Genomic DNA, 19259 nt, shown 5'->3' with positions numbered 1-19259 from the left:
TCGAATTTTATTTACCGACGCCCCCCAGGCGCGTCGCTACCTTGAGATAGCCGTCTCCATGTTTGGTTCCAACGACGACAAGAAGACCCCAGCTGCGGCTGGCGAGAAGAAAGGCCTGTTCGGATGGCTGCGCAAAAAGCCGCAGGAAACCCCCGTCGCCGAACAGCCGCAGGTTCCAGCCGAACCGATCCCGGACCCTATAGTAGAAGCCGAACCGGTTGCCGAAGCGCCGGCGCCGGTGGTATTGCCGATGGCCGAGCCGGTGCTGCAGCCGCTGGCCGAGGTTGAGCCAGAGCCAGAGCCAGAGCCGCAACCAGAACCCGAGCACAAGCCATGGCCGCAATTGCCGGTGGCCGAAGAGCCCGTGGCACTGGTTGAAGATGTACAGGCCGAACATGTGGCGCCGCCGATTCCGGTGGTCATTGAGCCGCAGCCGGTTGTCGTAGAAGCGCCAGCACCGGCACCGGTGGTGGTCGAGCCAGTGTCTGCCGCCCCTGCCGTCATCGAAGAGCCTGCCGCGCCTGTCGAAACCAGCAAGACCGGTTTCTTCGCCCGCCTCAAGCAAGGCCTGAGCAAAACCAGCGCCAGCATCGGCGAAGGCATGGCCAGCCTGTTCCTGGGCAAGAAGGTCATTGATGACGAGCTGCTGGAAGACATCGAAACCCGCCTGCTGACCGCCGACGTGGGCGTCGAAGCCACCGCGGTGATCATCCAGAGCCTGACCCAGAAGGTCGCGCGCAAGCAGCTGACCGACGCCGATGCCCTCTACAAATCCCTGCAGGCCGAGCTGGCAGCGATGCTCAAGCCGGTGGAAGCGCCGCTGGTGATCACGCCGAACAAGCCGTTCGTGATCCTGGTGGTCGGTGTCAACGGCGCCGGCAAGACCACCACCATTGGCAAGCTGGCGAAGAAGCTGCAGTCGGAAGGCAAGAAAGTCATGCTCGCTGCCGGCGACACCTTCCGTGCCGCTGCCGTGGAGCAGTTGCAGGTGTGGGGTGAGCGCAACAAGATCCCGGTCATCGCCCAGCACACCGGCGCCGATTCCGCCTCGGTGATCTTCGACGCCGTGCAAGCCGCCAAGGCCCGTAACATCGATGTGCTGATCGCGGATACCGCCGGTCGCCTGCACACCAAAGACAATTTGATGGAAGAGCTGAAGAAAGTCCGCCGCGTGATCGGCAAGCTCGACGCCGACGCGCCGCACGAAGTGCTGCTGGTGCTCGATGCCGGTACGGGCCAGAACGCCATCAGCCAGGCCAAACAATTCAACCAGACGGTGCAACTGACCGGCCTGGCATTGACTAAGCTCGACGGCACGGCCAAGGGCGGTGTGATCTTCGCCCTGGCCAAACAGTTCGGGTTGCCGATTCGTTATATCGGCGTCGGTGAAGGTATCGACGACCTGCGCACTTTTGAAGCCGAACCCTTTGTACAGGCACTGTTTGCCGAGCGGGAGCGTTCATGATTCGATTCGAACAGGTCGGTAAACGCTATGCCAACGGGCATGTCGGCTTGCATGAGCTGAGCTTTCGAGTACGGCGGGGCGAGTTCTTGTTTGTCACCGGTCACTCTGGCGCCGGCAAAAGTACCCTGTTGCGCCTGCTGCTGGCCATGGAACGCCCGACCACCGGCAAACTGCTGCTGGCCGGCCAGGACCTGGCCACCATCAGCAATGCACAGATTCCGTTCCTGCGCCGCCAGATCGGCGTAGTGTTCCAGAACCACCAGTTGCTGTTCGATCGCACGGTGTTCAACAACATTGCCTTGCCGCTGCAGATCCTCGGGCTGTCCAAGGCCGAGATCGTCAAGCGCGTGGATTCGGCCCTGGAGCGCGTAGCGCTGTCGGACAAGACCGACCTCTACCCCGGCGACCTGTCCACCGGCCAGCAACAGCGCGTCGGCATTGCCCGCGCTATCGTCCACCGTCCGGCCTTGCTGCTGGCGGACGAACCGACCGGTAACCTCGACCCGCGCCTGGCGGCCGAGATCATGGGGGTGTTCGAAGACATCAACCGCCTGGGCACCAGCGTGCTGATCGCCAGTCACGACCTGGCCCTGATCGCGCGCATGCGCCATCGCATGCTGACCCTGCAGCGTGGCCGCCTGATCGGTGACGGGGAGGCCGGCGTATGAGTGCTACACGCAGCCCCAAGGTGTCCGAACGCGTGGCACCGAAACCGGCCGATCCGCAGCCGAAAAAGAAAAAACACGACGAAGACGACGGTCCTGACTTCAGCACCTTGCTGCGCGCCTGGATCGAAAGCCACCGCGCCAGCCTGCTGGACAGTCTGCGTCGCCTGGGCAAACAACCGATCGGCAGCTTTTTCACCTGCCTGGTGATGGCCGTGGCCCTGAGCCTGCCGATGGGCCTGTCGCTGCTGCTCAATAATGTCGAGCGCCTGGGCGGCTCCTGGCAGCGTGCGGCGCAGATTTCGCTGTACCTGAACCTGGATGCGAGCGCCAAAGACGGCGAGACCCTGCGCGATGACATCAAGAACCTGCCGGGTGTGGCCGATGCCGAGTACATCAGCCGCGACCAGGCCCTTGAGGAGTTCCAGCAGCAATCCGGCCTGGGCGAGGCGCTGAAGGAGCTGCCGCAGAACCCACTGCCGGGCGTGGTGCTGGTGACGCCGAATGAAGTCGACAAGCCGGCGCTGGAAGCCCTGCGACAAAAACTCGCAGAGCTGCCCAAGGTACAACAGGCGCAACTTGATCTAGTCTGGGTCGAGCGGCTGGCAGCAATTCTCAAGCTGGGTGACCGGTTTGTGTTCGGCCTGACGGTGTTGTTGGTGTCTGCATTACTTTTGGTGATAGGTAATACCATTCGTCTTCATATTGAAAACCGTCGCACCGAGATAGAAGTGATTAAACTGGTCGGCGGCACGGACAGCTATGTGCGTCGGCCTTTTCTGTACATGGGCGCGCTTTATGGCTTCGGTGCCGGGATTTTGTCCTGGGGCGTGCTGGCGTTTGGCTTGAACTGGCTGAACGACGCGGTAGTCGGGCTTGCCGGCTTGTACGGCAGTGATTTTGCCCTCGCCGGCGTGCCAGTGGCCGATGGTCTGTCGCTCTTGCTTGGCGCGGTCCTGTTGGGGTATATCGGTGCTTGGATTGCGGTCGCACGGCATTTACGTGAGTTGGCGCCGAAGTAGTTAATGTCAAGGTAATGTGGTTTCGTTTGTATTGACCGTATCAGTGGTTTAGGGAACTTGTCCTACGGTTCCCGGTCAATTTTCGCAGTGCTGAACTGCACGAGTTATGTGAGTCGGAGGTTTTTTCGTATGACCACTTCTTTGCAACCTGCTTATGCTTTGGTCCCGGGTGCGAACCTGGAGGCCTATGTGCACACGGTGAACAGCATTCCATTGCTGACACCGGAGCAGGAGCGTGAACTGGCCGAGAGTCTCTACTATGAGCAGGATTTGGGGGCGGCTCGGCAGATGGTGCTCGCCCACCTGCGTTTTGTCGTACATATCGCCCGTAGCTATAGCGGCTACGGCCTGGCCCAGGCTGACCTGATCCAGGAAGGCAACGTCGGCCTGATGAAGGCTGTGAAGCGCTTCAACCCTGAGATGGGTGTGCGCCTGGTGTCGTTTGCTGTGCACTGGATCAAGGCGGAAATTCACGAGTTCATCCTGCGCAACTGGCGCATCGTGAAAGTCGCGACCACCAAGGCCCAGCGCAAGCTGTTCTTCAACCTGCGCAGCCAGAAGAAACGCCTGGCGTGGCTGAACAACGAGGAAGTCCACCGCGTGGCCGAAAGCCTCGGCGTGGAGCCGCGTGAAGTGCGCGAGATGGAAAGCCGCCTGACTGGCCATGACATGGCGTTCGACCCGGCCGCCGAAGCGGACGACGACAGTGCTTTCCAATCGCCGGCCAATTACCTGGAAGACCACCGGTACGACCCGGCCCGTCAACTGGAAGACGCCGACTGGAGCGACAACTCCAACCACAACCTGCACGAAGCGCTGGAAGTGCTGGACGACCGCAGCCGTGACATCCTCTACCAGCGCTGGCTGGCGGAAGAAAAAGCCACGCTGCACGACCTGGCGCAGAAGTACAACGTGTCGGCCGAGCGGATTCGTCAGCTTGAGAAAAGCGCGATGAACAAGCTGAAGTTGTCGATCGCCGCTTAAAACGCTGCGAAAAGCTAAAAAAATGCCCCGATCGAAAGATTGGGGCATTTTTGTTTGTGCGCAAAACCCAGAGCCTCACGCAATCCCTGGTAGGGTCTCAGTCGGACCACGGCGCCTTGCGGGAGTTATTCAACTCCACCAAGTAACCGTCCCCACCCAACTGGCTCATCTGCTGGCGAATCCACGCGGCTCGCCGTGCCACATAGGCGGTCGGATGGCTGGCACTCCACACCCGAGGGTTGGGCAGCACCGCCGCCAGGTAGCTGGCCTGCTGACGGGAGAGTGCCTTGGCACTCACCCCAAAGTGATGCCGCGCGGCAGCCTCGGCGCCAAACACGCCTTCATCCCATTCCACGCTATTGAGGTACACCTCAAGAATCCGCTGTTTGGGCCAAAGCACCTCGATCAACCCGGTAAACCAGGCCTCCAGGCCCTTGCGCAGATAACTGCGGCCGGCCCACAGGAACAGGTTTTTCGAGACCTGCTGGCTCAGCGTACTGGCGCCACGGATCGAACCACCGCGCTCGTTGTGCAGGATCGCTGCCTGGATCGCGCCGAAATCAAAGCCCCAGTGTTGCGGGAAACGCTGGTCTTCACCGGCCATCACCGCCACTTTCAGGTCATCGGAGATCTGGTCCCACGGCACCCAAGTGCGTTGCAGGTCAATCGGCTCACCGTCGAACCAGGATTCGACCTTGCGCTCCACCATCAACGCGGTGAAGGGGGGCGGGACGACACGAAACAGCAGCACCAGCAAGACACTGCCGATGGCGAACCATTTCACGACTTTGAGAAAACGATTGAAGAGGAGACGCAGCATAGAGATGGCTTGGCCGAACCCGTTGAGCGGGCCATTATACAGACCCGGCCCTTTGAGTCTGACTGGAGTTCCTCATGCTGCGTGGTTTTCTGATGTTGGCTGCCTTTTTCGGCTTCACCGGTGTTGCCCTCGGCGCCTTCGCCGCCCATGGCCTGAAAAACCGCCTGAGCGCCGACTACCTGGCGATCTTCCATACCGGCGTGACCTATCAGCTGGTACACACCCTGGCACTGTTTGGCGTGGCGCTGCTGGCCGCACATATTCCTGGCCGGTTGGTCGGCTGGGCGGGCATCTCCTTTGCCGTCGGCATCCTGTTGTTCTCCGGCAGCCTGTATGTGCTGACCCTGACCGGCATCAGCAAACTGGGGATCATTACCCCGTTCGGCGGGTTGGCGTTTCTGCTCGGCTGGTTTTTCCTTGGTCTCGCTGCCTGGCGCTTGCAGCTGACCGCTTGACGCTTGGAGCTGACCTTTGGGTCCCAATCGGGCTAGAATGCTGGCCCCTAAAAACGATGGCGGCCCGTGGCATGCGCATTCAGTTGAACGGCGAATCCTTTGAACTGCCCGACGGTGAAACCGTTGCGGCCCTGCTGACCCGTCTGGACCTGACCGGGCGTCGCGTCGCAGTGGAGCTCAACCTGGATATCGTCCCGCGTAGCCAGCACGCCGAGACCGCGCTCACCGAAGGTGACCAGGTTGAAGTGGTCCACGCCATCGGCGGCGGCTAGCCCGTCCGGCGCCTGTGCGCCACCGCGTATTCTGCAGAACCTCACCCACACAGAGGATTTCCCATGAGCATCGTTCGTAGCGACAAGCCCTTCGTCCTGGCCGGTCGTACCTACCAGTCCCGCCTGCTGGTCGGCACCGGCAAGTACCGCGACATGGAAGAAACCCGCCTGGCCATCGAAGCCTCGGGTGCCGAGATCGTCACCTTCGCCGTGCGCCGCACCAACCTCGGCCAGATTGAAGGCGAGCCAAACCTGCTCGAAGTGCTGTCGCCGGATCGCTACACCTTCTTGCCCAACACCGCCGGTTGCTACGACGCCATCGAGGCTGTGCGCACCTGCCGCCTGGCCCGTGAGCTGCTCGATGGCCACAACCTGGTGAAGCTGGAAGTGCTGGCCGACCAGAAAACCCTGTTTCCCAATGTGATCGAAACCCTCAAGGCCGCCGAAACGCTGGTCAAGGAAGGCTTCGACGTGATGGTCTACACCAGCGATGACCCGATCATCGCGCGCCAACTGGCAGAAATCGGCTGTATCGCCGTGATGCCGCTGGCCGGCCTGATCGGTTCCGGCTTGGGCATCTGCAACCCCTACAACCTGCAGATCATCCTCGAAGAAGCCAAGATCCCCGTGCTGGTGGATGCGGGCGTGGGCACTGCCTCCGACGCCACCATCGCCATGGAGCTGGGCTGCGACGCGGTGCTGATGAACTCGGCCATCGCTCACGCCCAGCAGCCGATCATGATGGCTGAAGCCATGAACCACGCCATCGTCGCGGGCCGCCTGGCCTATCTCGCCGGTCGCATGCCGAAAAAACTCTACGCCAGCGCCTCTTCGCCGCTGGATGGTCTGATCAAGTAAGAGCCATTGATGACTGAATCAAACGAAACGCCGAACACCGTGGACGAAGGTGACGAGTCCAAGCACCGCCGCATCAAGAGCTTTGTGATGCGTGCCGGGCGCATGACCGAAGGCCAGCAAAAGGGCCTGGAGCAGGGCACGCCACTGTTCGTCCTGCCGCTGGCCGATGCGCCGGTGGACTACGACCACGTCTTCGGCCGTTCGGCCCCGCGCTCCCTGGAAATCGGTTTCGGCATGGGGCACTCGCTGCTGGAAATGGCTGCCGCCTCGCCGGAGCAGGATTTCATCGGCGTGGAAGTACACCGTCCGGGTGTCGGCGCGCTGCTCAATGGCGTGCTGACCCAAGGCCTGACCAACCTGCGGGTGTATGACTGCGACGCGATCGAAGTGCTCAACCGCTGCATCGCCGACAACAGCCTGGATCGCCTGATGCTGTTCTTCCCCGATCCATGGCACAAGGCCCGTCACCACAAGCGCCGCATCGTCCAGGCATCCTTCGCGGAACTGGTGCGCAGCAAGCTGAAAGTCGGCGGTATCCTGCACATGGCCACCGACTGGGAGCCGTATGCTGAATACATGCTGGAAGTGATGAACGTCGCCCCTGGCTACCGCAACCTGGCCGAAGACGGCAAATGCGTGCCACGCCCGGCCGAGCGGCCGATCACCAAGTTCGAGCGCCGCGGCGAGCGGCTTGGGCATGGTGTTTGGGATTTGAAGTTCGAGAAGCTGGCTTAATCAGCTGGAAACCTGAAGTGCAATCAACTGTGGGAGCTGGTTTGCCTGCGATAGCATCACCTGGGTATCACTGATACACCGAGGTGTCTGCGTCGCAGCCAAGCCAGCTCCCACAGTTGTTTTGCGGTGCGCTCTAAATCAGCGGCGGTCCGCAACTACGCCAATCAATACCAGCACCACCACCAGCACCGGTGCGAGGCTGTAGTTATTGAACTGGCTCAGCCCCCGCACGATCCACGGCGTGGCGTAGATCAGCGCGGCGCCGCTGCCGATCATGCACACCAGGGCCATCAACGGCACGCGCAACGCTCCGGCGATGCTGCCCAGGCGCGCTTCGACCCAGCCTTTGATATCGGCGCCAAACAACACCAGCAAACAGCCGACCAGGGCCAGGGAGATTTCCGACAGGTTGCTACGGCTCCAGCGGGATACGGTGGCGAGCAGGTCGAGTACCAGATCCATTCGATTTCCTTAGAGCGATCAGCTCAAAAACTTCTGCAACAGGTCATTGAGAAAGAGTTGCCCGCGGTCAGTGGCCGCCAGGCGTGACGGTTCGACCTGCATTAAGCCACTTTGTTCTGCCTCGCGGCGCGCGGCGTCCAGGCTCGCCAGCGCAAGGCCGGTGCGTTCGGCGTAGAGCTTGGCGTCGACACCTTCAGTCAGGCGCAGGGCGTTCATCAGGAACTCGAACGGCAGCTCCTCATTGGTCAGTTCTTTCGCTCCGGCCTGGAAGCTTTTGGCCGGGTTGAGGTAGTCCTTCGGCGCACGGGTCTTCCAGGTGCGCACAATGCGTCCGTCCGGGTGGCTGAGCTTGCCGTGGGCGCCGGCACCGATACCGATAAAGTCGCCGAAGCTCCAGTAGTTGAGGTTGTGCCGCGCCGGGCGACCTGGCTGGGCATAGGCCGAGACCTCATATTGCGCGTAACCGTGTTCGGCCAGCAGCGCCTGGCCAGCTTCCTGGATGTCCCACAGCGTGTCGTCTTCCGGCAGCGCGGGCGGCTGGTTCCAGAACACGGTGTTGGGTTCCAGGGTCAACTGGTACCAGGACAAGTGCGTCGGCTTCAGTGCGATGGCATGGCGCAAGTCGCTCAAGGCGTCGTCCAGGGATTGATCGGGCAGCCCGTGCATCAGGTCTAGGTTGAAGTTATCAAACCCGGCCTGGCGCGCCATGCCGGCAGCGCGCACGGCTTCATCGCCATTGTGGATGCGCCCGAGCGCCTCGAGCTTTTCCTGCTGGAAGCTCTGGATGCCGATCGACAGCCGGTTGATCCCCAGCTTGCGGTAGGCCACGAACTTCTCTTGTTCGAAGGTGCCGGGGTTGGCTTCCAGGGTGATCTCGATATCGCTGGCAAACGGGATGCGTGCTTCCACGCCCTTGAGCAGGCGGCCCAGCGCGGCGGCGCTGAACAGGCTCGGCGTACCGCCGCCGAAGAAGATCGAACTCAGTTCCCTGCCATAAACGGCATGCAGGTCTTGATCAAGGTCGGCCAGCAACGCGTCGACATACTCTTCTTCCGGCAGCACTGCGCTGGCGGTATGGGAGTTGAAGTCGCAATACGGGCATTTGCGTACGCACCACGGGATGTGGATATACAGCGCCAGGGGCGGCAGGTGGGGCAGGGCCGCCCGTGGTGTTTGCGCGCCACCGTGGATCAGTGGCTGCGCAGAGGTGTTCTGGGTCATTTCAGACCCAGGCGTTGGCGCAGCAAATCCATTGCGCGGGCGCGGTGGCTGATCTGGTTCTTGTCGGCGGGGCTCAGTTCGGCGCTGGAAACATTACGCTCCGGCACCCAGAACAGGGGGTCATAGCCAAACCCGTGCTCGCCGCTGGCCGCGTGCAGGATGCGCCCGTGCCACAAGCCTTCGCAGAGGATCGGCAGCGGGTCATCGGCATGCCGAACCAAGGCCAGCACGCAGACGAACTGTGCGCCGCGCAGCGCGTCCGGCACGTCCTTGAGGGCGTCCAGCAGCTTGGCGTTGTTGGCCGCATCGCCTTTGCCGTCGGCATAGCGTGCCGAATAGATGCCAGGGGCGCCGCCGAGGAAGTCCACCGCCAGGCCCGAATCATCCGCCAGCGCCGGCAGGCCGGAGATGCGTGCAGCGTTGCGAGCCTTGAGGATGGCGTTTTCGACGAACGACAGGCCGGTCTCTTCCGGCTCGACCTGGCTGAATTCGCCAATCGAGCGCAGTTGCACGGACTCACCGAGCATGGCCTGGAGTTCTTTGAGTTTGCCGGCGTTATGGCTGGCCAATACGAGTTGGGTGAGGTTCATCATTGCGCCGGAAACAGTTCTTGGTTGAATTGGAAGCTATGAGCCTTGCCACCGGTTTCAACGTTGATGGTAAAAATCTTGACCTCTTGCTGCGGTACGGAATAAGGCGCGAGGTAATTGGTCGCGCCTTTTTCGGTGATCTGCTTGAACGTCAGCACTTCGCTCTTGCCACTCAAGTCCTTGATGGTGCCAGTCACCTGCGCCACCACGGGCGTTACGCCCTTGAATACCGAAACGTTGATCAACCCCTTGTTCTTGCTGCGTACAACGCCTACCTCCTGGGCGGTTTCCGGTTGCAGGAAACTCGAGGTAAACGTGTTGTAACGCACGGTGATATCGCCAAATTCTTTCGTGCGATTGGGGTCGATAGCGTCGGCAGCCATGGCATTGGCCCCAAGCAGTGTGGTCAGTAGAAAAATAGCCAGGCGACTCATGATCGTCCCTCTTGAAGGTGATTAGACGGCAATCTTGTGGTCCGTCAGGCCAGGACTGCTGACCCGGTAAATACCGATTTCGCCCAACAGATTGGGCCATAGCTTACTCGCCCAGCCGTGGCGGTGCTGTTGATCGACGGCAAGGCGGTTGATCACCTTGGCTTCACGCTCGCCACACAGGGCTTCGAAGTCTTCGAAGGTGCAGAAGTGAATGTTCGGCGTGTTGTACCAGGTGTAGGGCAGGAAGTCCGACACCGGCATGCGGCCTTTGGTGGCCAGGTACCAGCGGCAACGCCAGTGGCCGAAGTTGGGAAAAGTGATGATGCACTGGCGGCCTACGCGCAGCATTTCGTCGAGGATGCGGTCCGGGTAGTGCACGGCCTGCAGGGCCTGGGTCATCACCACGATGTCGAAGCTGTTGCTGGCAAAATTGCCCAGGCCCTTGTCCAGGTCCTGCTCGATCACGTTGATGCCCTTGGCCACGCACTGGGCGATGTTGTCCGGGTCGTTTTCCAGGCCGTAGCCGGTGACTTGCTTGTTGTCGCGCAGCCAGCTCAGCAGTTCGCCATCGCCGCAGCCAAGGTCGAGCACGCGGCTGCCGGCGGGGATCCAGTCTTGGATGATTTCCAGGTCGGCTCTCATGGCGTTCTCACAAAGTAATGCGGTTCATGTAATTGCCGAACGCCTGCAGGTAACGCGGGATCGGGATCAGGAAGGCGTCGTGGCCTTGCGGAGCATCGATCTCCAGATAGCAGACGTCTTTGCGCGCAGCCATCAGCGCGTCCACCAGCTCACGGGAGCGGGCCGGCGAGAAGCGCCAGTCGGTGGTGAACGACATCACGCAGAACTTGGCCGTGGCAGCTTCGAAGGTTTTCGCCAGGTCATCGTCATGGTTGGCTGCCGGGTCGAAGTAGTCCAGGGCCTTGGTCATCAGCAGGTAGGTGTTGGCGTCGAAACGCCCGGAAAACTCCTCGCCCTGGTAACGCAGGTAGCTTTCGACCTGGAACTCGACGCTGTGGAAGTCATAGTTGAGCTTTTCACTCTTGAGGCCACGGCCGAATTTCTCGCCCATGGAGTCATCGGACAGGTAGGTGATGTGCCCGACCATCCGCGCCAGCATCAAGCCGCGCTTGGGGATCACGCCGGCTTCCTGGAACGAACCGCCGTGGAACTCGGGGTCGGTGAGGATGGCCTGGCGCGCCACTTCGTTGAAGGCGATGTTCTGGGCCGACAACTTGGGGGCCGAGGCGATTGCCAGGCAGTGGCGCACGCGATCCGGGTAGGTGATGGTCCATTGCAGGGCCTGCATGCCGCCCAGGCTGCCGCCGATCACGGCGGCCCATTGGGCGATGCCCAGCAGGTCGGCGAGGCGTGCCTGGCTGTGCACCCAGTCTTCCACGGTCAGCACCGGGAAGTCGGCGCCGAACGGCTTGCCGGTTTCCGGGTTGAGGCTGCTGGGGCCGGTGGAGCCGTTGCAGCCGCCGAGGTTGTTCAGGCTGACCACAAAGAACGTGTTGGTGTCGATGGGCTTGCCGGGGCCGATGCAGCTGTCCCACCAGCCGGGCTTGCGCTCGTCGACGCTGTGGTAGCCGGCGGCATGGTGATGGCCGGACAAGGCGTGGCAGATCAGCACGGCGTTGCTCGCCGTGGCGTTCAACTGGCCGTAGGTTTCATAGATCAGGTCGTAGGCAGGCAGCGAACGGCCGCAGGCCAGGGCCAGCGGTTCGCTGAAGTGCGCCACTTGGGGCACGACCAGTCCAACAGAATCGGGGGGGAAGGCAGCTGGCATCGACCCTGCTCTCGTTTAAATGAGGCGTAAGTCTAAAGACCGCTGCACCCAGCGGCAAGCAAAGGCCTGCACCGGTAGGCAGATACAAAATGTGGGCGCCGATTTGCCTGCGATGCGGGCACCTCGGTGTTGGGGTTACACCGCTGTGCTGCTATCGCAGGCAAGTCAGCGCCCACATTTGTTCAGCGTCAGATCAGGCCGAACAGTTCCTTGGGCATGAACGCATAGAACGCCAGGCGTGGAATCACCCAGCTTTGCACCAACTGGATCGCGATGAACGCGAAGATCGGCGAAATATCCAGGCCGCCGAGGTTGGGGATCAGGCGACGGAACGGCGCCAGCACCGGCTCGGTGATCTGGTAGACCAGTTCGGCACCCGGGCTACGGCTGCCGGGAGCGACCCAGGAGAGGATCACGCTGATGATCATCGACCAGAAGATGATCTTCAAAAACAGCGAGAAGATGCCGATCAGCGCCCAAGGCAACAGCAACACAGTGAAGGCCTGGTAGCCATTGAGCATCAGGATCACCGCGAACAGCAGGATCTGCAGCAGCAGCGCCAGTACCAGCGACGACATGTCCAGGCCGAACAGGCTCGGGATCACCCGGCGCAGCGGCTTGAGCAAGGGCTGGGTGGCCTTGACCACGAACTGGCACAGCGGGTTGTAGAAGTTCGCCCGCACCAGTTGCAGGATAAAGCGCATCAGCACGATCAGCAGGTACAGGCTGCCCAGGGTCTGGATGATGAAAATGGCAGCGTCATTGATTCCGAGCATGTTTGTTTCCTATGTAGGGGACGACTATTTGCCCAGCTGCTCGGCCATTTCAGCCGAACGATGTGCCGCGGCACCCAGAGCTTTTTCGACCAGGGCTTCAAAGCCGCCGGCCTGGAACGATTCGATAGCCGCCTGGGTGGTGCCACCTGGAGACGTCACGCGACGGCGCAGCTCGGCGGCGTCAACTTCGCTGCCAACGGCCATCTTCGCGGCGCCTAGTGCGGTTTGCTCGGCCAGTTGCTCGGCGACTTCGTGGGGCAGGCCGAGTTTCACGCCAGCGGCGGTCATGGCTTCGATCAGCAGGAAGAAGTACGCCGGGCCACTGCCGGAGACGGCGGTGACGGCGTCCAGCTGTTGTTCCTGTTCCAGCCACAGGGCGATGCCCACGGCAGACAGCAACTCCTGGGCCTGGTCGCGCTGTTCGGCGCTCACTTCGGCGGTGGCGTACAGGCCGCTCACGCCCTGGCGCAGCAGCGCCGGCGTGTTGGGCATGCAGCGCACGATCGGCTGCGCGCCGAGCCAGTTGTTCATGCTGGCGCAGGTGATGCCGGCAGCGATGGACACCACCAACTGGTGTGGCTGCAGGCTCGGGCGCAGGCTTTCGCACACGGCTTTCATCGCTTGTGGCTTGACCGCCAGCACGATCACATCGACGCCGCTGATGGCCTCGGCGTTGTCGGCAAAGGTTTGAATACCGTGTTCGGCGCTGACGCGGGCACGGGTGTCTTCACCGGGGTCACTGGCGCGGATCTGCGCGGCGTCCAGGCCTTTGGCCCGCAGGCCGCCGATCAGGCTGGCCGCCATGTTGCCGGCGCCGATAAAGGCAATACGCGTGTTGCTCATGACAGGTCCTTATTCAGATGGATGTCAGCCATTTCATGGCTGGCCGTAGTCGCGGGCGCCAAACAGGGCGGTACCGATCCGCACCCAGGTGGCGCCTTGGGCGATGGCCGACTCGAGGTCGTGGCTCATGCCCATGGAAAGTGTGTCGAGCGCCAGGTTCAGGCTGGCTTGCAGCTCGCGCACGGCAGCGAACGCTGCATCTTGTGCGCTCCGATCTTCAGTCGGCTCAGGGATCGCCATCAGGCCACGCAGTTTCAGGCGCGGCAGGGCGCTGATGGCGTTGGCCAGGGCCGGCAGGTCGGCGGGCGTACAGCCGGACTTGCTGGCTTCGCCGCTGACATTGACCTGGATGCAGATATTCAGCGGTGGCAGGTCGGCCGGGCGTTGTTCGGACAGGCGTTGTGCGATTTTCAGGCGGTCCACGGAATGCACCCAAGCGAAGTTCTCGGCGATCGCGCGAGTCTTGTTCGATTGAATGGGGCCGATGAAGTGCCAACTCAAGGGCAGGTCGGTTAATTGCGCCTGTTTGCCCAGGGCTTCCTGCAGATAGTTCTCGCCGAAGTCGAGCATGCCGGCGGCATAGGCTTCGCGCACGGCTTGCGCGGGTTTGGTCTTGCTCACGGCCAGCAGGTGGATGCTGTTTGCGTCACGTTGCACGGCGTCGGCTGCGGCGCGGATGCGCTGGCTAACCAGGCCGATGTTGTCTGCTATCGTCGACATTCAAGATGCGCCCGTGGATATGGAGTCCGCGGCATTCTACTGGAAATGGAAAGCCCTATGGATATCACTGAATTGCTCACGGCCAGCGTGCGTCGTGGCGCCTCTGACCTGCACCTGTCGGCAGGCCTTGCGCCCATGTTGCGAATCGATGGCGAGGTTTGGCCGCTGGATTGCCCGGTGCTTTCGGCCCCGCAAGTGGCGGACTTGTTGAGCCCGTTGCTGAACAAATACCAGCAAAAGGATTTCGAAACATCTCTTGAAACGGATTTCGCCTTCGCGCTGCCCGGGCTGGCGCGGTTCCGGGCGAATGTATTCCAGCAGGATCGCGGCATGGCCGCGGTGTTTCGCACCATTCCCTCTGAAGTCCAGAGCTTGGAAGGCCTTGAGTTGGGTGAGGTGTTCCGGCGTATCGCCCAACTGCCGCGCGGCCTGGTGCTGCTGACCGGGCCAACCGGGTCCGGCAAGTCCACCACCCTGGCGGCGATGATCGACTACCTCAACCAGCACCGACGCCAGCACATCCTCACGCTGGAAGACCCGATCGAATTTATCCACACGCCGAAACTGGCGCTGATCAACCAGCGCCAGGTCCACCGCGACAGTCATAGCTTTTCCACGGCCTTGCGCTCGGCACTGCGCGAAGACCCGGATGTGATCCTGGTGGGTGAACTGCGCGACCTGGAAACCATCCGCCTGGCGCTGACGGCCGCTGAGACCGGCCACCTGGTCTTTGGCACCCTGCACACATCGTCGGCGGCAAAGACCGTGGACCGCCTTGTGGACGTGTTCCCGGCGGGAGAAAAAGCCATGGTCCGCTCAATGCTGTCGGAGTCGCTGCAGGCGGTAGTGGCCCAAGTGCTGGTCAAGAAGATCGGCGGCGGGCGGGTGGCGGCCCATGAAATCATGCTGGCCACGCCGGCCATTCGCAATTTGATCCGCGAAGACAAGGTGGCGCAGATGGTCTCGGCGATTCAGACCGGCGGGGCGTTGGGGATGAAGACGCTGGACATGAGCTTGAAGGCGTTGGTCAGCGAAGGGCTGGTCAGCCAAGCGGATGCACGGGAGAAGGCGAGGGTGCCTGCAGATATCTAGAGAGCGCTGATATCAATGTGGGAGCAACTGTCTAGCCCCATTGAGGCTGCGAAGGCGGCGGCATTGCGGGCATTTTCTTTGGCTGACACTCCGCTTTCGCAGCCTCGCCAAGGCTCGACAACTCCCACAGGGGATAATCCGCTGTGTGATCGCAATATTCGACGCGACGCAGCTTCAATGTGGGAGCTGGCTTGCCTGCGATAGCGCACTGTCAGGCGACATCTCTGCCACTGACACACCGTCATCGCAGGCAAGCCCGCTCCCACATTTGATTGCATTTCAAGCAGGAGGGCGGCTGCCGGTTGGATCTAGCGCTGCACGACGCGCAGGTTGCTGTTTTGCTCTTTAGGCAGAACGCGCTTGGCAATCACGTAGTTCTTGTCCCAGAACGGCTTTTTCAGCGTGTCGATGCTGACAGCCTTGCCACGGCGTGGTGCGTGGATGAAGCGGTCGTTGCCCAGGTAGATGGCTACGTGGTTGACCTGGCGGCTCTTGAGCTTGAAGAACAACAGGTCACCCGGTTTCAGGTCCTTGCGCTCGACCTTCTGCCCGTGGCCGGCAGCCATGGCGTTGGAAGTGCGTGGCAAATCCACTGCGGCGACGTCGTTAAACGCATATTTCACCAAACCGCTGCAATCGAACCCTTTACTTGGGCTGCTGCCGCCCCAACGATAAGGTGTACCGAGCACGTTGACGGCGCGGCTGAGGACGTTGCTGCTTTGCTTGGTGTTGGCGGCAACCAGGTGTGTCGCCGATTTGCCGTGCACCGTGCTCAGTTGAGTCGGGCGGTTGACGGTCTGCTTTACCGACTTGGCCGTGCTTGGCGTGCTGTGGACTTTAGGGGTGAAACCGTTGACGTTAGGAAGTCGTTGCTCACGATTGGTGGCGTGGGCGGCCAGTGGCATTAATAGGCAGATGGTTAGCCATGTCTTGAAAAATGGTCGCATTAGGCGTGGCTCTTATGGGTTTGCGCGCAACTTTATAACAGCTTTTTGTGCTGTTCTCAGGCCGTTTGTCGACTGAACCTTGGGGTCAAATTCAGGAAAAACGCGACGAATCGCCGCAATTGTCCTACACAAGTCAGGTGGCATAAGGCTTTCAGGGCAGTGAAGATACCATTGGCCGTACGTCGGGCGCCCGTAAAAAAGTCACAAAGAAAGTGAAAAAATTTATCTATCGAGGCAAAAGAGGTACTGCATGAACACCTATCAACAGATTGGTCCGCAGCAAGATACCCACAGCAAGGTGATTGGTTACCTGCTCTGGATTTTCGGTTTTACCGGCGCGCACCGCTTCTATTACGGCAAGCCCGTGACCGGTACGATCTGGTTTTTCACCTTCGGCCTGCTGGGCATCGGATGGCTGATCGACCTGTTCCTGATTCCGGCCATGGACCGTGAAGCGGACCTGCGTTTTACCGCCGGGCCCATCGAATACAACGTGGCGTGGATTCTATTGGCGTTCCTTGGCGTATTCGGCGTGCACCGCATGTACCAGGGCAAATGGATCACCGGCCTGATCTACCTGCTGACCGGCGGGTTGTTCCTGGTGGGGGTGCTGTATGACTTCTGGACGTTGAATACCCAGGTCTCGATCCGCAATGCCGAGCGCAACAGCGGACGATAAATTTCTTCCGCCTGGAGGAAATCAAATGTGGGAGCTGGCTTGCCTGCGATGCAGGCACCTCGGTGCAACAGGCAACCCGAGGTGATGCTATCGCAGGCAAGCCAGCTCCCACATTGACCGTGCCCACATTAGCAATGTGCTGTATCAGGCTTGGTAGCTGATCCGCCCGTCCACCAAGGTGTAGCGCACCGTCGCCGGCAGGCTATGGCCGATGAACGGGCAGTTTTCACCCTTGGACAGCCAGTGTTCACCGGCCACCGTGGAACTGGCCGGATCAAACAGCACCAGGTCCGCCGCTGCACCCACCGCCAGTTTGCCCGCCGGCAGGCGCAGGGCCTCGGCCGGGCCGGCACTCAGGCGTGCCAGCAGGGTTGGCAAGTCCAGCAGGCCGTCTTCCACCAGGGTCATCGCCAACGGCAGCAACAGCTCTACGCTGCTGATGCCCGGCTCGGTCGCGCCAAATGGCGCCAGCTTGGCATCCCGCTCGTGGGGCTGGTGATGGCTGGAGATCGCCGACACCACGCCGGATTTGACCGCCGCACGCAACCCTTCACGGTCGGCCAGGGTGCGCAGGGGCGGTTGTACGTGGTACAGGCTGGAGAAGTCGATCAGCGCCTCGTCCGTCAAAATCAACTGGTACAGGGCGACATCCGCCGTCACCGGCAAGCCGCGAGCCTGCGCCTGGGCGATCAGAGCCACGCCGCGAGCGCTGGTCAGCTGGCTGAAGTGCGCGCGCACGCCGCTTTGTTCCACCAGCAGCAGGTCGCGGGCCAGGGCCACGGTTTCCGCCGTTTCCGGAATGCCCGGCAGGCCGAGGAAGCTGGCGACCGCGCCTTCATGGGCCAGGCCGCCTTCCGCCAGGTCGCGGTCCTGGGAGTGGAAGATCACCGTCAGGTCGAAGGTGGCCGCGTATTCCAGGGCACGGCACAGCGTGCGGGTGCTGCGAAAGCTTTCCAGGCCGTTGCCGAAGGCCACGCAACCGGCGTCGCGCAGGGCGATCAGCTCGGCGAGTTGTTCGCCTTCCAGGCCTTTGCTCAGGGCACCGATGGGGAACACCTTGCAATTGCCGGCTTCGCGGGCGCGGTCGAGGATCAGCTCGGTCACGGCCGAGGTGTCCAGCACAGGCTTGGTGTGTGGTGGGCAGCACAGGCTGGTCACGCCACCGGCCGCGGCGGCGCGGGTTTCGCTGGTGATGTTGCCTTTGCGGCTGTAGCCCGGCTCGCGCAGGGCGACGTTCAGGTCGACCAGCCCAGGCGCGGCCACCAGGCCTTTGGCGTCGATCGTCTCGCTGGCGGCGAAGCCTGCGGGCGCCGCGCCGAGGGCGATGATCTTGCCGGCTTCCAGATGAAGATCGGTAACTTGATCCAGGCCACTGGCCGGATCGATGACTCGGGCGCCGAGAATGCTGAGCTTCACTGGGCCTTCTCCTGCTCGAATTGACGTTGCGCGGTTTGCCCGCTCATGGCCATGGACAACACCGCCATGCGCACGGCGATGCCGTAGGTCACCTGGTTGAGAATTACCGACTGGTTGCCGTCGGCCACCGCCGACTCAATCTCCACCCCGCGGTTGATCGGACCGGGGTGCATCACGATGGCATCCGGCTTGGCCCCGGCCAGGCGCGCGGTGGTCAGGCCGAACAGGCGGTAGAACTCGCCTTCGCTCGGCAGCAGGCCACCGGCCATGCGCTCGCGCTGCAGGCGCAACATGATCACCACGTCCACGTCCTTGAGGCCTTCGGTCATGTCGGTGTAGACCTTCACGCCGTATTGCTCGATGCCGATCGGCAGCAGGGTTTTCGGCGCGATCACGCGGATGTCCGGGCAACCCAGGGTCTTCAGGGCCAGCATGTTCGAGCGCGCGACCCGCGAGTGCAGGATGTCGCCGACGATGGCCACCGAGAGGTTTTCAAAGCTGCCCTTGTGCCGACGGATGGTGAGCATGTCGAGCATGCCTTGGGTCGGGTGGGCGTGACGGCCGTCGCCGCCGTTGATGATCGCGACCTGCGGGCACACGTGCTCGGCGATGAAGTGTGCGGCACCGGAGTCGCCGTGGCGGACCACGAACATGTCGGCGGCCATGGCTTCCAGGTTGCGCAGGGTGTCGAGCAGGGTCTCGCCCTTGCTCGCCGACGACGTCGACACGTTCAGCGTGATCACGTCGGCCGACAGCCGCTGGGCCGCCAGTTCAAAGGTGGTGCGGGTGCGGGTGGAGTTCTCGAAGAACACGTTGCAGATGGTCTTGCCGCGCAGCAGCGGGACCTTCTTCACCGCCCGCCCACCGACTTCGAGGAACGAGTCGGCGGTGTCGAGGATTTCGGTGAGCAGTTCGCGGGGCAAACCGTCGAGGGACAAGAAATGTTGCAACTGGCCCTGAGCATTGAGCTGCAGCGGGCGCTTGGCATCTAGAGGCGTCATCGCGGGGACTCTT

The 19259-nt window shown here is 61.9% G+C and carries 23 protein-coding genes; 10 read left to right on the top strand and 13 right to left on the bottom strand.

Translation table 11 applies throughout. From position 1 onward, the window contains the following. Nucleotides 1-58: 58 nt before the first annotated feature. The 4 genes from ftsY (at nt 59) to rpoH (ending at nt 4136) form a co-directional block, all read left to right on the top strand. Nucleotides 59-1465, top strand: coding sequence for a signal recognition particle-docking protein FtsY (gene ftsY / locus JFU04_RS27820; protein WP_201146064.1), 1407 nt, complete (start codon nt 59-61; stop codon nt 1463-1465). Next, nucleotides 1462-2133 carry a cell division ATP-binding protein FtsE gene (gene ftsE, locus JFU04_RS27815; RefSeq protein ID WP_003213784.1) on the top strand — a complete coding sequence of 224 codons (672 nt, stop codon included), beginning with the start codon at nt 1462-1464 and terminating at the stop codon, nt 2131-2133. The genes ftsY and ftsE overlap by 4 nt, the downstream gene beginning before the upstream one ends. Then, on the top strand, nt 2130-3152 hold the full coding sequence (gene ftsX, locus JFU04_RS27810; protein WP_106802384.1) for a permease-like cell division protein FtsX: 1023 nt from the start codon (nt 2130-2132) through the stop codon (nt 3150-3152). The genes ftsE and ftsX overlap by 4 nt, the downstream gene beginning before the upstream one ends. A 129-nt stretch (nt 3153-3281) precedes the next feature. Next, on the top strand, nt 3282-4136 hold the full coding sequence (gene rpoH / locus JFU04_RS27805; RefSeq protein WP_003176698.1) for an RNA polymerase sigma factor RpoH: 855 nt from the start codon (nt 3282-3284) through the stop codon (nt 4134-4136). A gap of 97 nt (nt 4137-4233) precedes the next feature. Here the strand turns inward: rpoH and mtgA are convergent, their stop codons facing one another. Continuing rightward, entirely contained in the window at nt 4234-4956 is a 723-nt protein-coding gene (mtgA, locus tag JFU04_RS27800) for a monofunctional biosynthetic peptidoglycan transglycosylase (RefSeq protein ID WP_120450346.1), read from the bottom strand. A gap of 74 nt (nt 4957-5030) precedes the next feature. Here mtgA and JFU04_RS27795 point away from each other — a divergent pair, with 74 nt between their 5' ends. The 4 genes from JFU04_RS27795 to trmB all read left to right on the top strand — a co-directional run bounded on the left by JFU04_RS27795 (nt 5031) and on the right by trmB (nt 7276). Continuing rightward, on the top strand, nt 5031-5411 hold the full coding sequence (locus tag JFU04_RS27795; protein WP_065902165.1) for a DUF423 domain-containing protein: 381 nt from the start codon (nt 5031-5033) through the stop codon (nt 5409-5411). A 71-nt stretch (nt 5412-5482) separates the two neighbouring features. Beyond that, nucleotides 5483-5683, top strand: a complete 201-nt coding sequence (thiS, locus tag JFU04_RS27790) for a sulfur carrier protein ThiS (RefSeq protein ID WP_032865944.1) — start codon at nt 5483-5485, stop codon at nt 5681-5683. 63 nt (nt 5684-5746) lie between these two features. Then, complete coding sequence (locus JFU04_RS27785; RefSeq protein WP_015886353.1) at nt 5747-6541, top strand: thiazole synthase; 795 nt, start codon at nt 5747-5749, stop codon at nt 6539-6541. A gap of 9 nt (nt 6542-6550) precedes the next feature. Further along, the gene (gene trmB, locus JFU04_RS27780) at nt 6551-7276 is read left to right on the top strand and encodes a tRNA (guanosine(46)-N7)-methyltransferase TrmB (protein ID WP_065902164.1); all 726 of its coding nucleotides are present in this window, start codon (nt 6551-6553) and stop codon (nt 7274-7276) included. 138 nt (nt 7277-7414) lie between these two features. Here trmB and JFU04_RS27775 read toward each other — a convergent pair whose 3' ends face one another. The 9 genes from JFU04_RS27775 to JFU04_RS27735 form a co-directional block, all read right to left on the bottom strand. Then, a complete protein-coding gene (locus tag JFU04_RS27775; protein WP_016972961.1) occupies nt 7415-7738 on the bottom strand; it encodes a DUF3392 domain-containing protein in 324 nt (107 codons plus the stop codon). Between the two features lie 18 nt (nt 7739-7756). After that, nucleotides 7757-8959 carry a radical SAM family heme chaperone HemW gene (gene hemW, locus JFU04_RS27770; RefSeq protein WP_242485936.1) on the bottom strand — a complete coding sequence of 401 codons (1203 nt, stop codon included), beginning with the start codon at nt 8957-8959 and terminating at the stop codon, nt 7757-7759. After that, nucleotides 8956-9552: an RdgB/HAM1 family non-canonical purine NTP pyrophosphatase gene (gene rdgB / locus JFU04_RS27765; RefSeq protein WP_065902158.1), complete on the bottom strand. Its 597-nt coding sequence runs from the start codon at nt 9550-9552 to the stop codon at nt 8956-8958. Before rdgB ends, hemW begins: the two co-directional genes overlap by 4 nt. Then, nucleotides 9549-9983 (bottom strand): DUF4426 domain-containing protein, encoded by a 435-nt coding sequence (locus JFU04_RS27760; protein WP_065902156.1) that lies wholly within the window; start codon nt 9981-9983, stop codon nt 9549-9551. Before JFU04_RS27760 ends, rdgB begins: the two co-directional genes overlap by 4 nt. A gap of 21 nt (nt 9984-10004) precedes the next feature. Further along, nucleotides 10005-10625, bottom strand: coding sequence for a methionine biosynthesis protein MetW (metW, locus tag JFU04_RS27755; RefSeq protein WP_016972957.1), 621 nt, complete (start codon nt 10623-10625; stop codon nt 10005-10007). 7 nt (nt 10626-10632) lie between these two features. Then, on the bottom strand, nt 10633-11772 hold the full coding sequence (gene metX, locus JFU04_RS27750; protein ID WP_065902154.1) for a homoserine O-succinyltransferase MetX: 1140 nt from the start codon (nt 11770-11772) through the stop codon (nt 10633-10635). Between the two features lie 188 nt (nt 11773-11960). Further along, nucleotides 11961-12548 (bottom strand): YggT family protein, encoded by a 588-nt coding sequence (locus JFU04_RS27745; RefSeq protein ID WP_065902151.1) that lies wholly within the window; start codon nt 12546-12548, stop codon nt 11961-11963. A 24-nt stretch (nt 12549-12572) separates the two neighbouring features. Beyond that, a complete protein-coding gene (gene proC, locus JFU04_RS27740) occupies nt 12573-13391 on the bottom strand; it encodes a pyrroline-5-carboxylate reductase (protein ID WP_201146063.1) in 819 nt (272 codons plus the stop codon). Between the two features lie 33 nt (nt 13392-13424). After that, nucleotides 13425-14111 (bottom strand): YggS family pyridoxal phosphate-dependent enzyme, encoded by a 687-nt coding sequence (locus JFU04_RS27735; RefSeq protein ID WP_201146062.1) that lies wholly within the window; start codon nt 14109-14111, stop codon nt 13425-13427. Nucleotides 14112-14168: 57 nt separating this feature from the next. On the opposite strand from JFU04_RS27735, the gene JFU04_RS27730 reads away from it, so the two are divergent. Beyond that, nucleotides 14169-15203 (top strand): type IV pilus twitching motility protein PilT, encoded by a 1035-nt coding sequence (locus tag JFU04_RS27730; protein ID WP_201146061.1) that lies wholly within the window; start codon nt 14169-14171, stop codon nt 15201-15203. A 308-nt stretch (nt 15204-15511) separates the two neighbouring features. On the opposite strand, the gene JFU04_RS27725 is transcribed toward JFU04_RS27730, so the two are convergent. Then, on the bottom strand, nt 15512-16150 hold the full coding sequence (locus JFU04_RS27725; RefSeq protein ID WP_106802391.1) for a C40 family peptidase: 639 nt from the start codon (nt 16148-16150) through the stop codon (nt 15512-15514). Nucleotides 16151-16400: 250 nt separating this feature from the next. Here JFU04_RS27725 and JFU04_RS27720 point away from each other — a divergent pair, with 250 nt between their 5' ends. Then, nucleotides 16401-16829: an NINE protein gene (locus tag JFU04_RS27720; RefSeq protein WP_065902141.1), complete on the top strand. Its 429-nt coding sequence runs from the start codon at nt 16401-16403 to the stop codon at nt 16827-16829. 144 nt (nt 16830-16973) lie between these two features. On the opposite strand, the gene JFU04_RS27715 is transcribed toward JFU04_RS27720, so the two are convergent. Next, nucleotides 16974-18245, bottom strand: a complete 1272-nt coding sequence (locus tag JFU04_RS27715) for a dihydroorotase (RefSeq protein WP_065902139.1) — start codon at nt 18243-18245, stop codon at nt 16974-16976. After that, nucleotides 18242-19246 carry an aspartate carbamoyltransferase catalytic subunit gene (locus JFU04_RS27710; protein WP_065902138.1) on the bottom strand — a complete coding sequence of 335 codons (1005 nt, stop codon included), beginning with the start codon at nt 19244-19246 and terminating at the stop codon, nt 18242-18244. The genes JFU04_RS27715 and JFU04_RS27710 overlap by 4 nt, the downstream gene beginning before the upstream one ends. Between the last annotated feature and the right edge of the window lie 13 nt (nt 19247-19259).

Source organism: Pseudomonas sp. TH21, from assembly GCF_016651025.1.
GTDB classification, from domain to species: domain Bacteria; phylum Pseudomonadota; class Gammaproteobacteria; order Pseudomonadales; family Pseudomonadaceae; genus Aquipseudomonas; species Aquipseudomonas aylmerensis.
The sequence above is the reverse complement of the archived record's forward strand: the minus strand, read 5'-3'. Positions and strand labels throughout refer to the sequence as shown.

What these genes read in the sequence shown, in the direction of transcription:
- rdgB (WP_065902158.1), bottom strand. Translation starts at nt 9,552, where the DNA reads ATGATGAACCTCACCCAACTCGTATTGGCCAGCCATAACGCCGGCAAA.
- hemW (WP_242485936.1), bottom strand. Translation starts at nt 8,959, where the DNA reads ATGACCCAGAACACCTCTGCGCAGCCACTGATCCACGGTGGCGCGCAA.
- trmB (WP_065902164.1), top strand. Translation starts at nt 6,551, where the DNA reads ATGACTGAATCAAACGAAACGCCGAACACCGTGGACGAAGGTGACGAG.
- JFU04_RS27795 (WP_065902165.1), top strand. Translation starts at nt 5,031, where the DNA reads ATGCTGCGTGGTTTTCTGATGTTGGCTGCCTTTTTCGGCTTCACCGGT.
- JFU04_RS27730 (WP_201146061.1), top strand. Translation starts at nt 14,169, where the DNA reads ATGGATATCACTGAATTGCTCACGGCCAGCGTGCGTCGTGGCGCCTCT.
- ftsY (WP_201146064.1), top strand. Translation starts at nt 59, where the DNA reads ATGTTTGGTTCCAACGACGACAAGAAGACCCCAGCTGCGGCTGGCGAG.
- JFU04_RS27760 (WP_065902156.1), bottom strand. Translation starts at nt 9,983, where the DNA reads ATGAGTCGCCTGGCTATTTTTCTACTGACCACACTGCTTGGGGCCAAT.
- ftsX (WP_106802384.1), top strand. Translation starts at nt 2,130, where the DNA reads ATGAGTGCTACACGCAGCCCCAAGGTGTCCGAACGCGTGGCACCGAAA.
- JFU04_RS27785 (WP_015886353.1), top strand. Translation starts at nt 5,747, where the DNA reads ATGAGCATCGTTCGTAGCGACAAGCCCTTCGTCCTGGCCGGTCGTACC.
- JFU04_RS27735 (WP_201146062.1), bottom strand. Translation starts at nt 14,111, where the DNA reads ATGTCGACGATAGCAGACAACATCGGCCTGGTTAGCCAGCGCATCCGC.
- mtgA (WP_120450346.1), bottom strand. Translation starts at nt 4,956, where the DNA reads ATGCTGCGTCTCCTCTTCAATCGTTTTCTCAAAGTCGTGAAATGGTTC.
- metW (WP_016972957.1), bottom strand. Translation starts at nt 10,625, where the DNA reads ATGAGAGCCGACCTGGAAATCATCCAAGACTGGATCCCCGCCGGCAGC.
- metX (WP_065902154.1), bottom strand. Translation starts at nt 11,772, where the DNA reads ATGCCAGCTGCCTTCCCCCCCGATTCTGTTGGACTGGTCGTGCCCCAA.
- JFU04_RS27725 (WP_106802391.1), bottom strand. Translation starts at nt 16,150, where the DNA reads ATGCGACCATTTTTCAAGACATGGCTAACCATCTGCCTATTAATGCCA.
- JFU04_RS27775 (WP_016972961.1), bottom strand. Translation starts at nt 7,738, where the DNA reads ATGGATCTGGTACTCGACCTGCTCGCCACCGTATCCCGCTGGAGCCGT.
- ftsE (WP_003213784.1), top strand. Translation starts at nt 1,462, where the DNA reads ATGATTCGATTCGAACAGGTCGGTAAACGCTATGCCAACGGGCATGTC.
- JFU04_RS27710 (WP_065902138.1), bottom strand. Translation starts at nt 19,246, where the DNA reads ATGACGCCTCTAGATGCCAAGCGCCCGCTGCAGCTCAATGCTCAGGGC.
- JFU04_RS27720 (WP_065902141.1), top strand. Translation starts at nt 16,401, where the DNA reads ATGAACACCTATCAACAGATTGGTCCGCAGCAAGATACCCACAGCAAG.
- thiS (WP_032865944.1), top strand. Translation starts at nt 5,483, where the DNA reads ATGCGCATTCAGTTGAACGGCGAATCCTTTGAACTGCCCGACGGTGAA.
- JFU04_RS27745 (WP_065902151.1), bottom strand. Translation starts at nt 12,548, where the DNA reads ATGCTCGGAATCAATGACGCTGCCATTTTCATCATCCAGACCCTGGGC.
- proC (WP_201146063.1), bottom strand. Translation starts at nt 13,391, where the DNA reads ATGAGCAACACGCGTATTGCCTTTATCGGCGCCGGCAACATGGCGGCC.
- rpoH (WP_003176698.1), top strand. Translation starts at nt 3,282, where the DNA reads ATGACCACTTCTTTGCAACCTGCTTATGCTTTGGTCCCGGGTGCGAAC.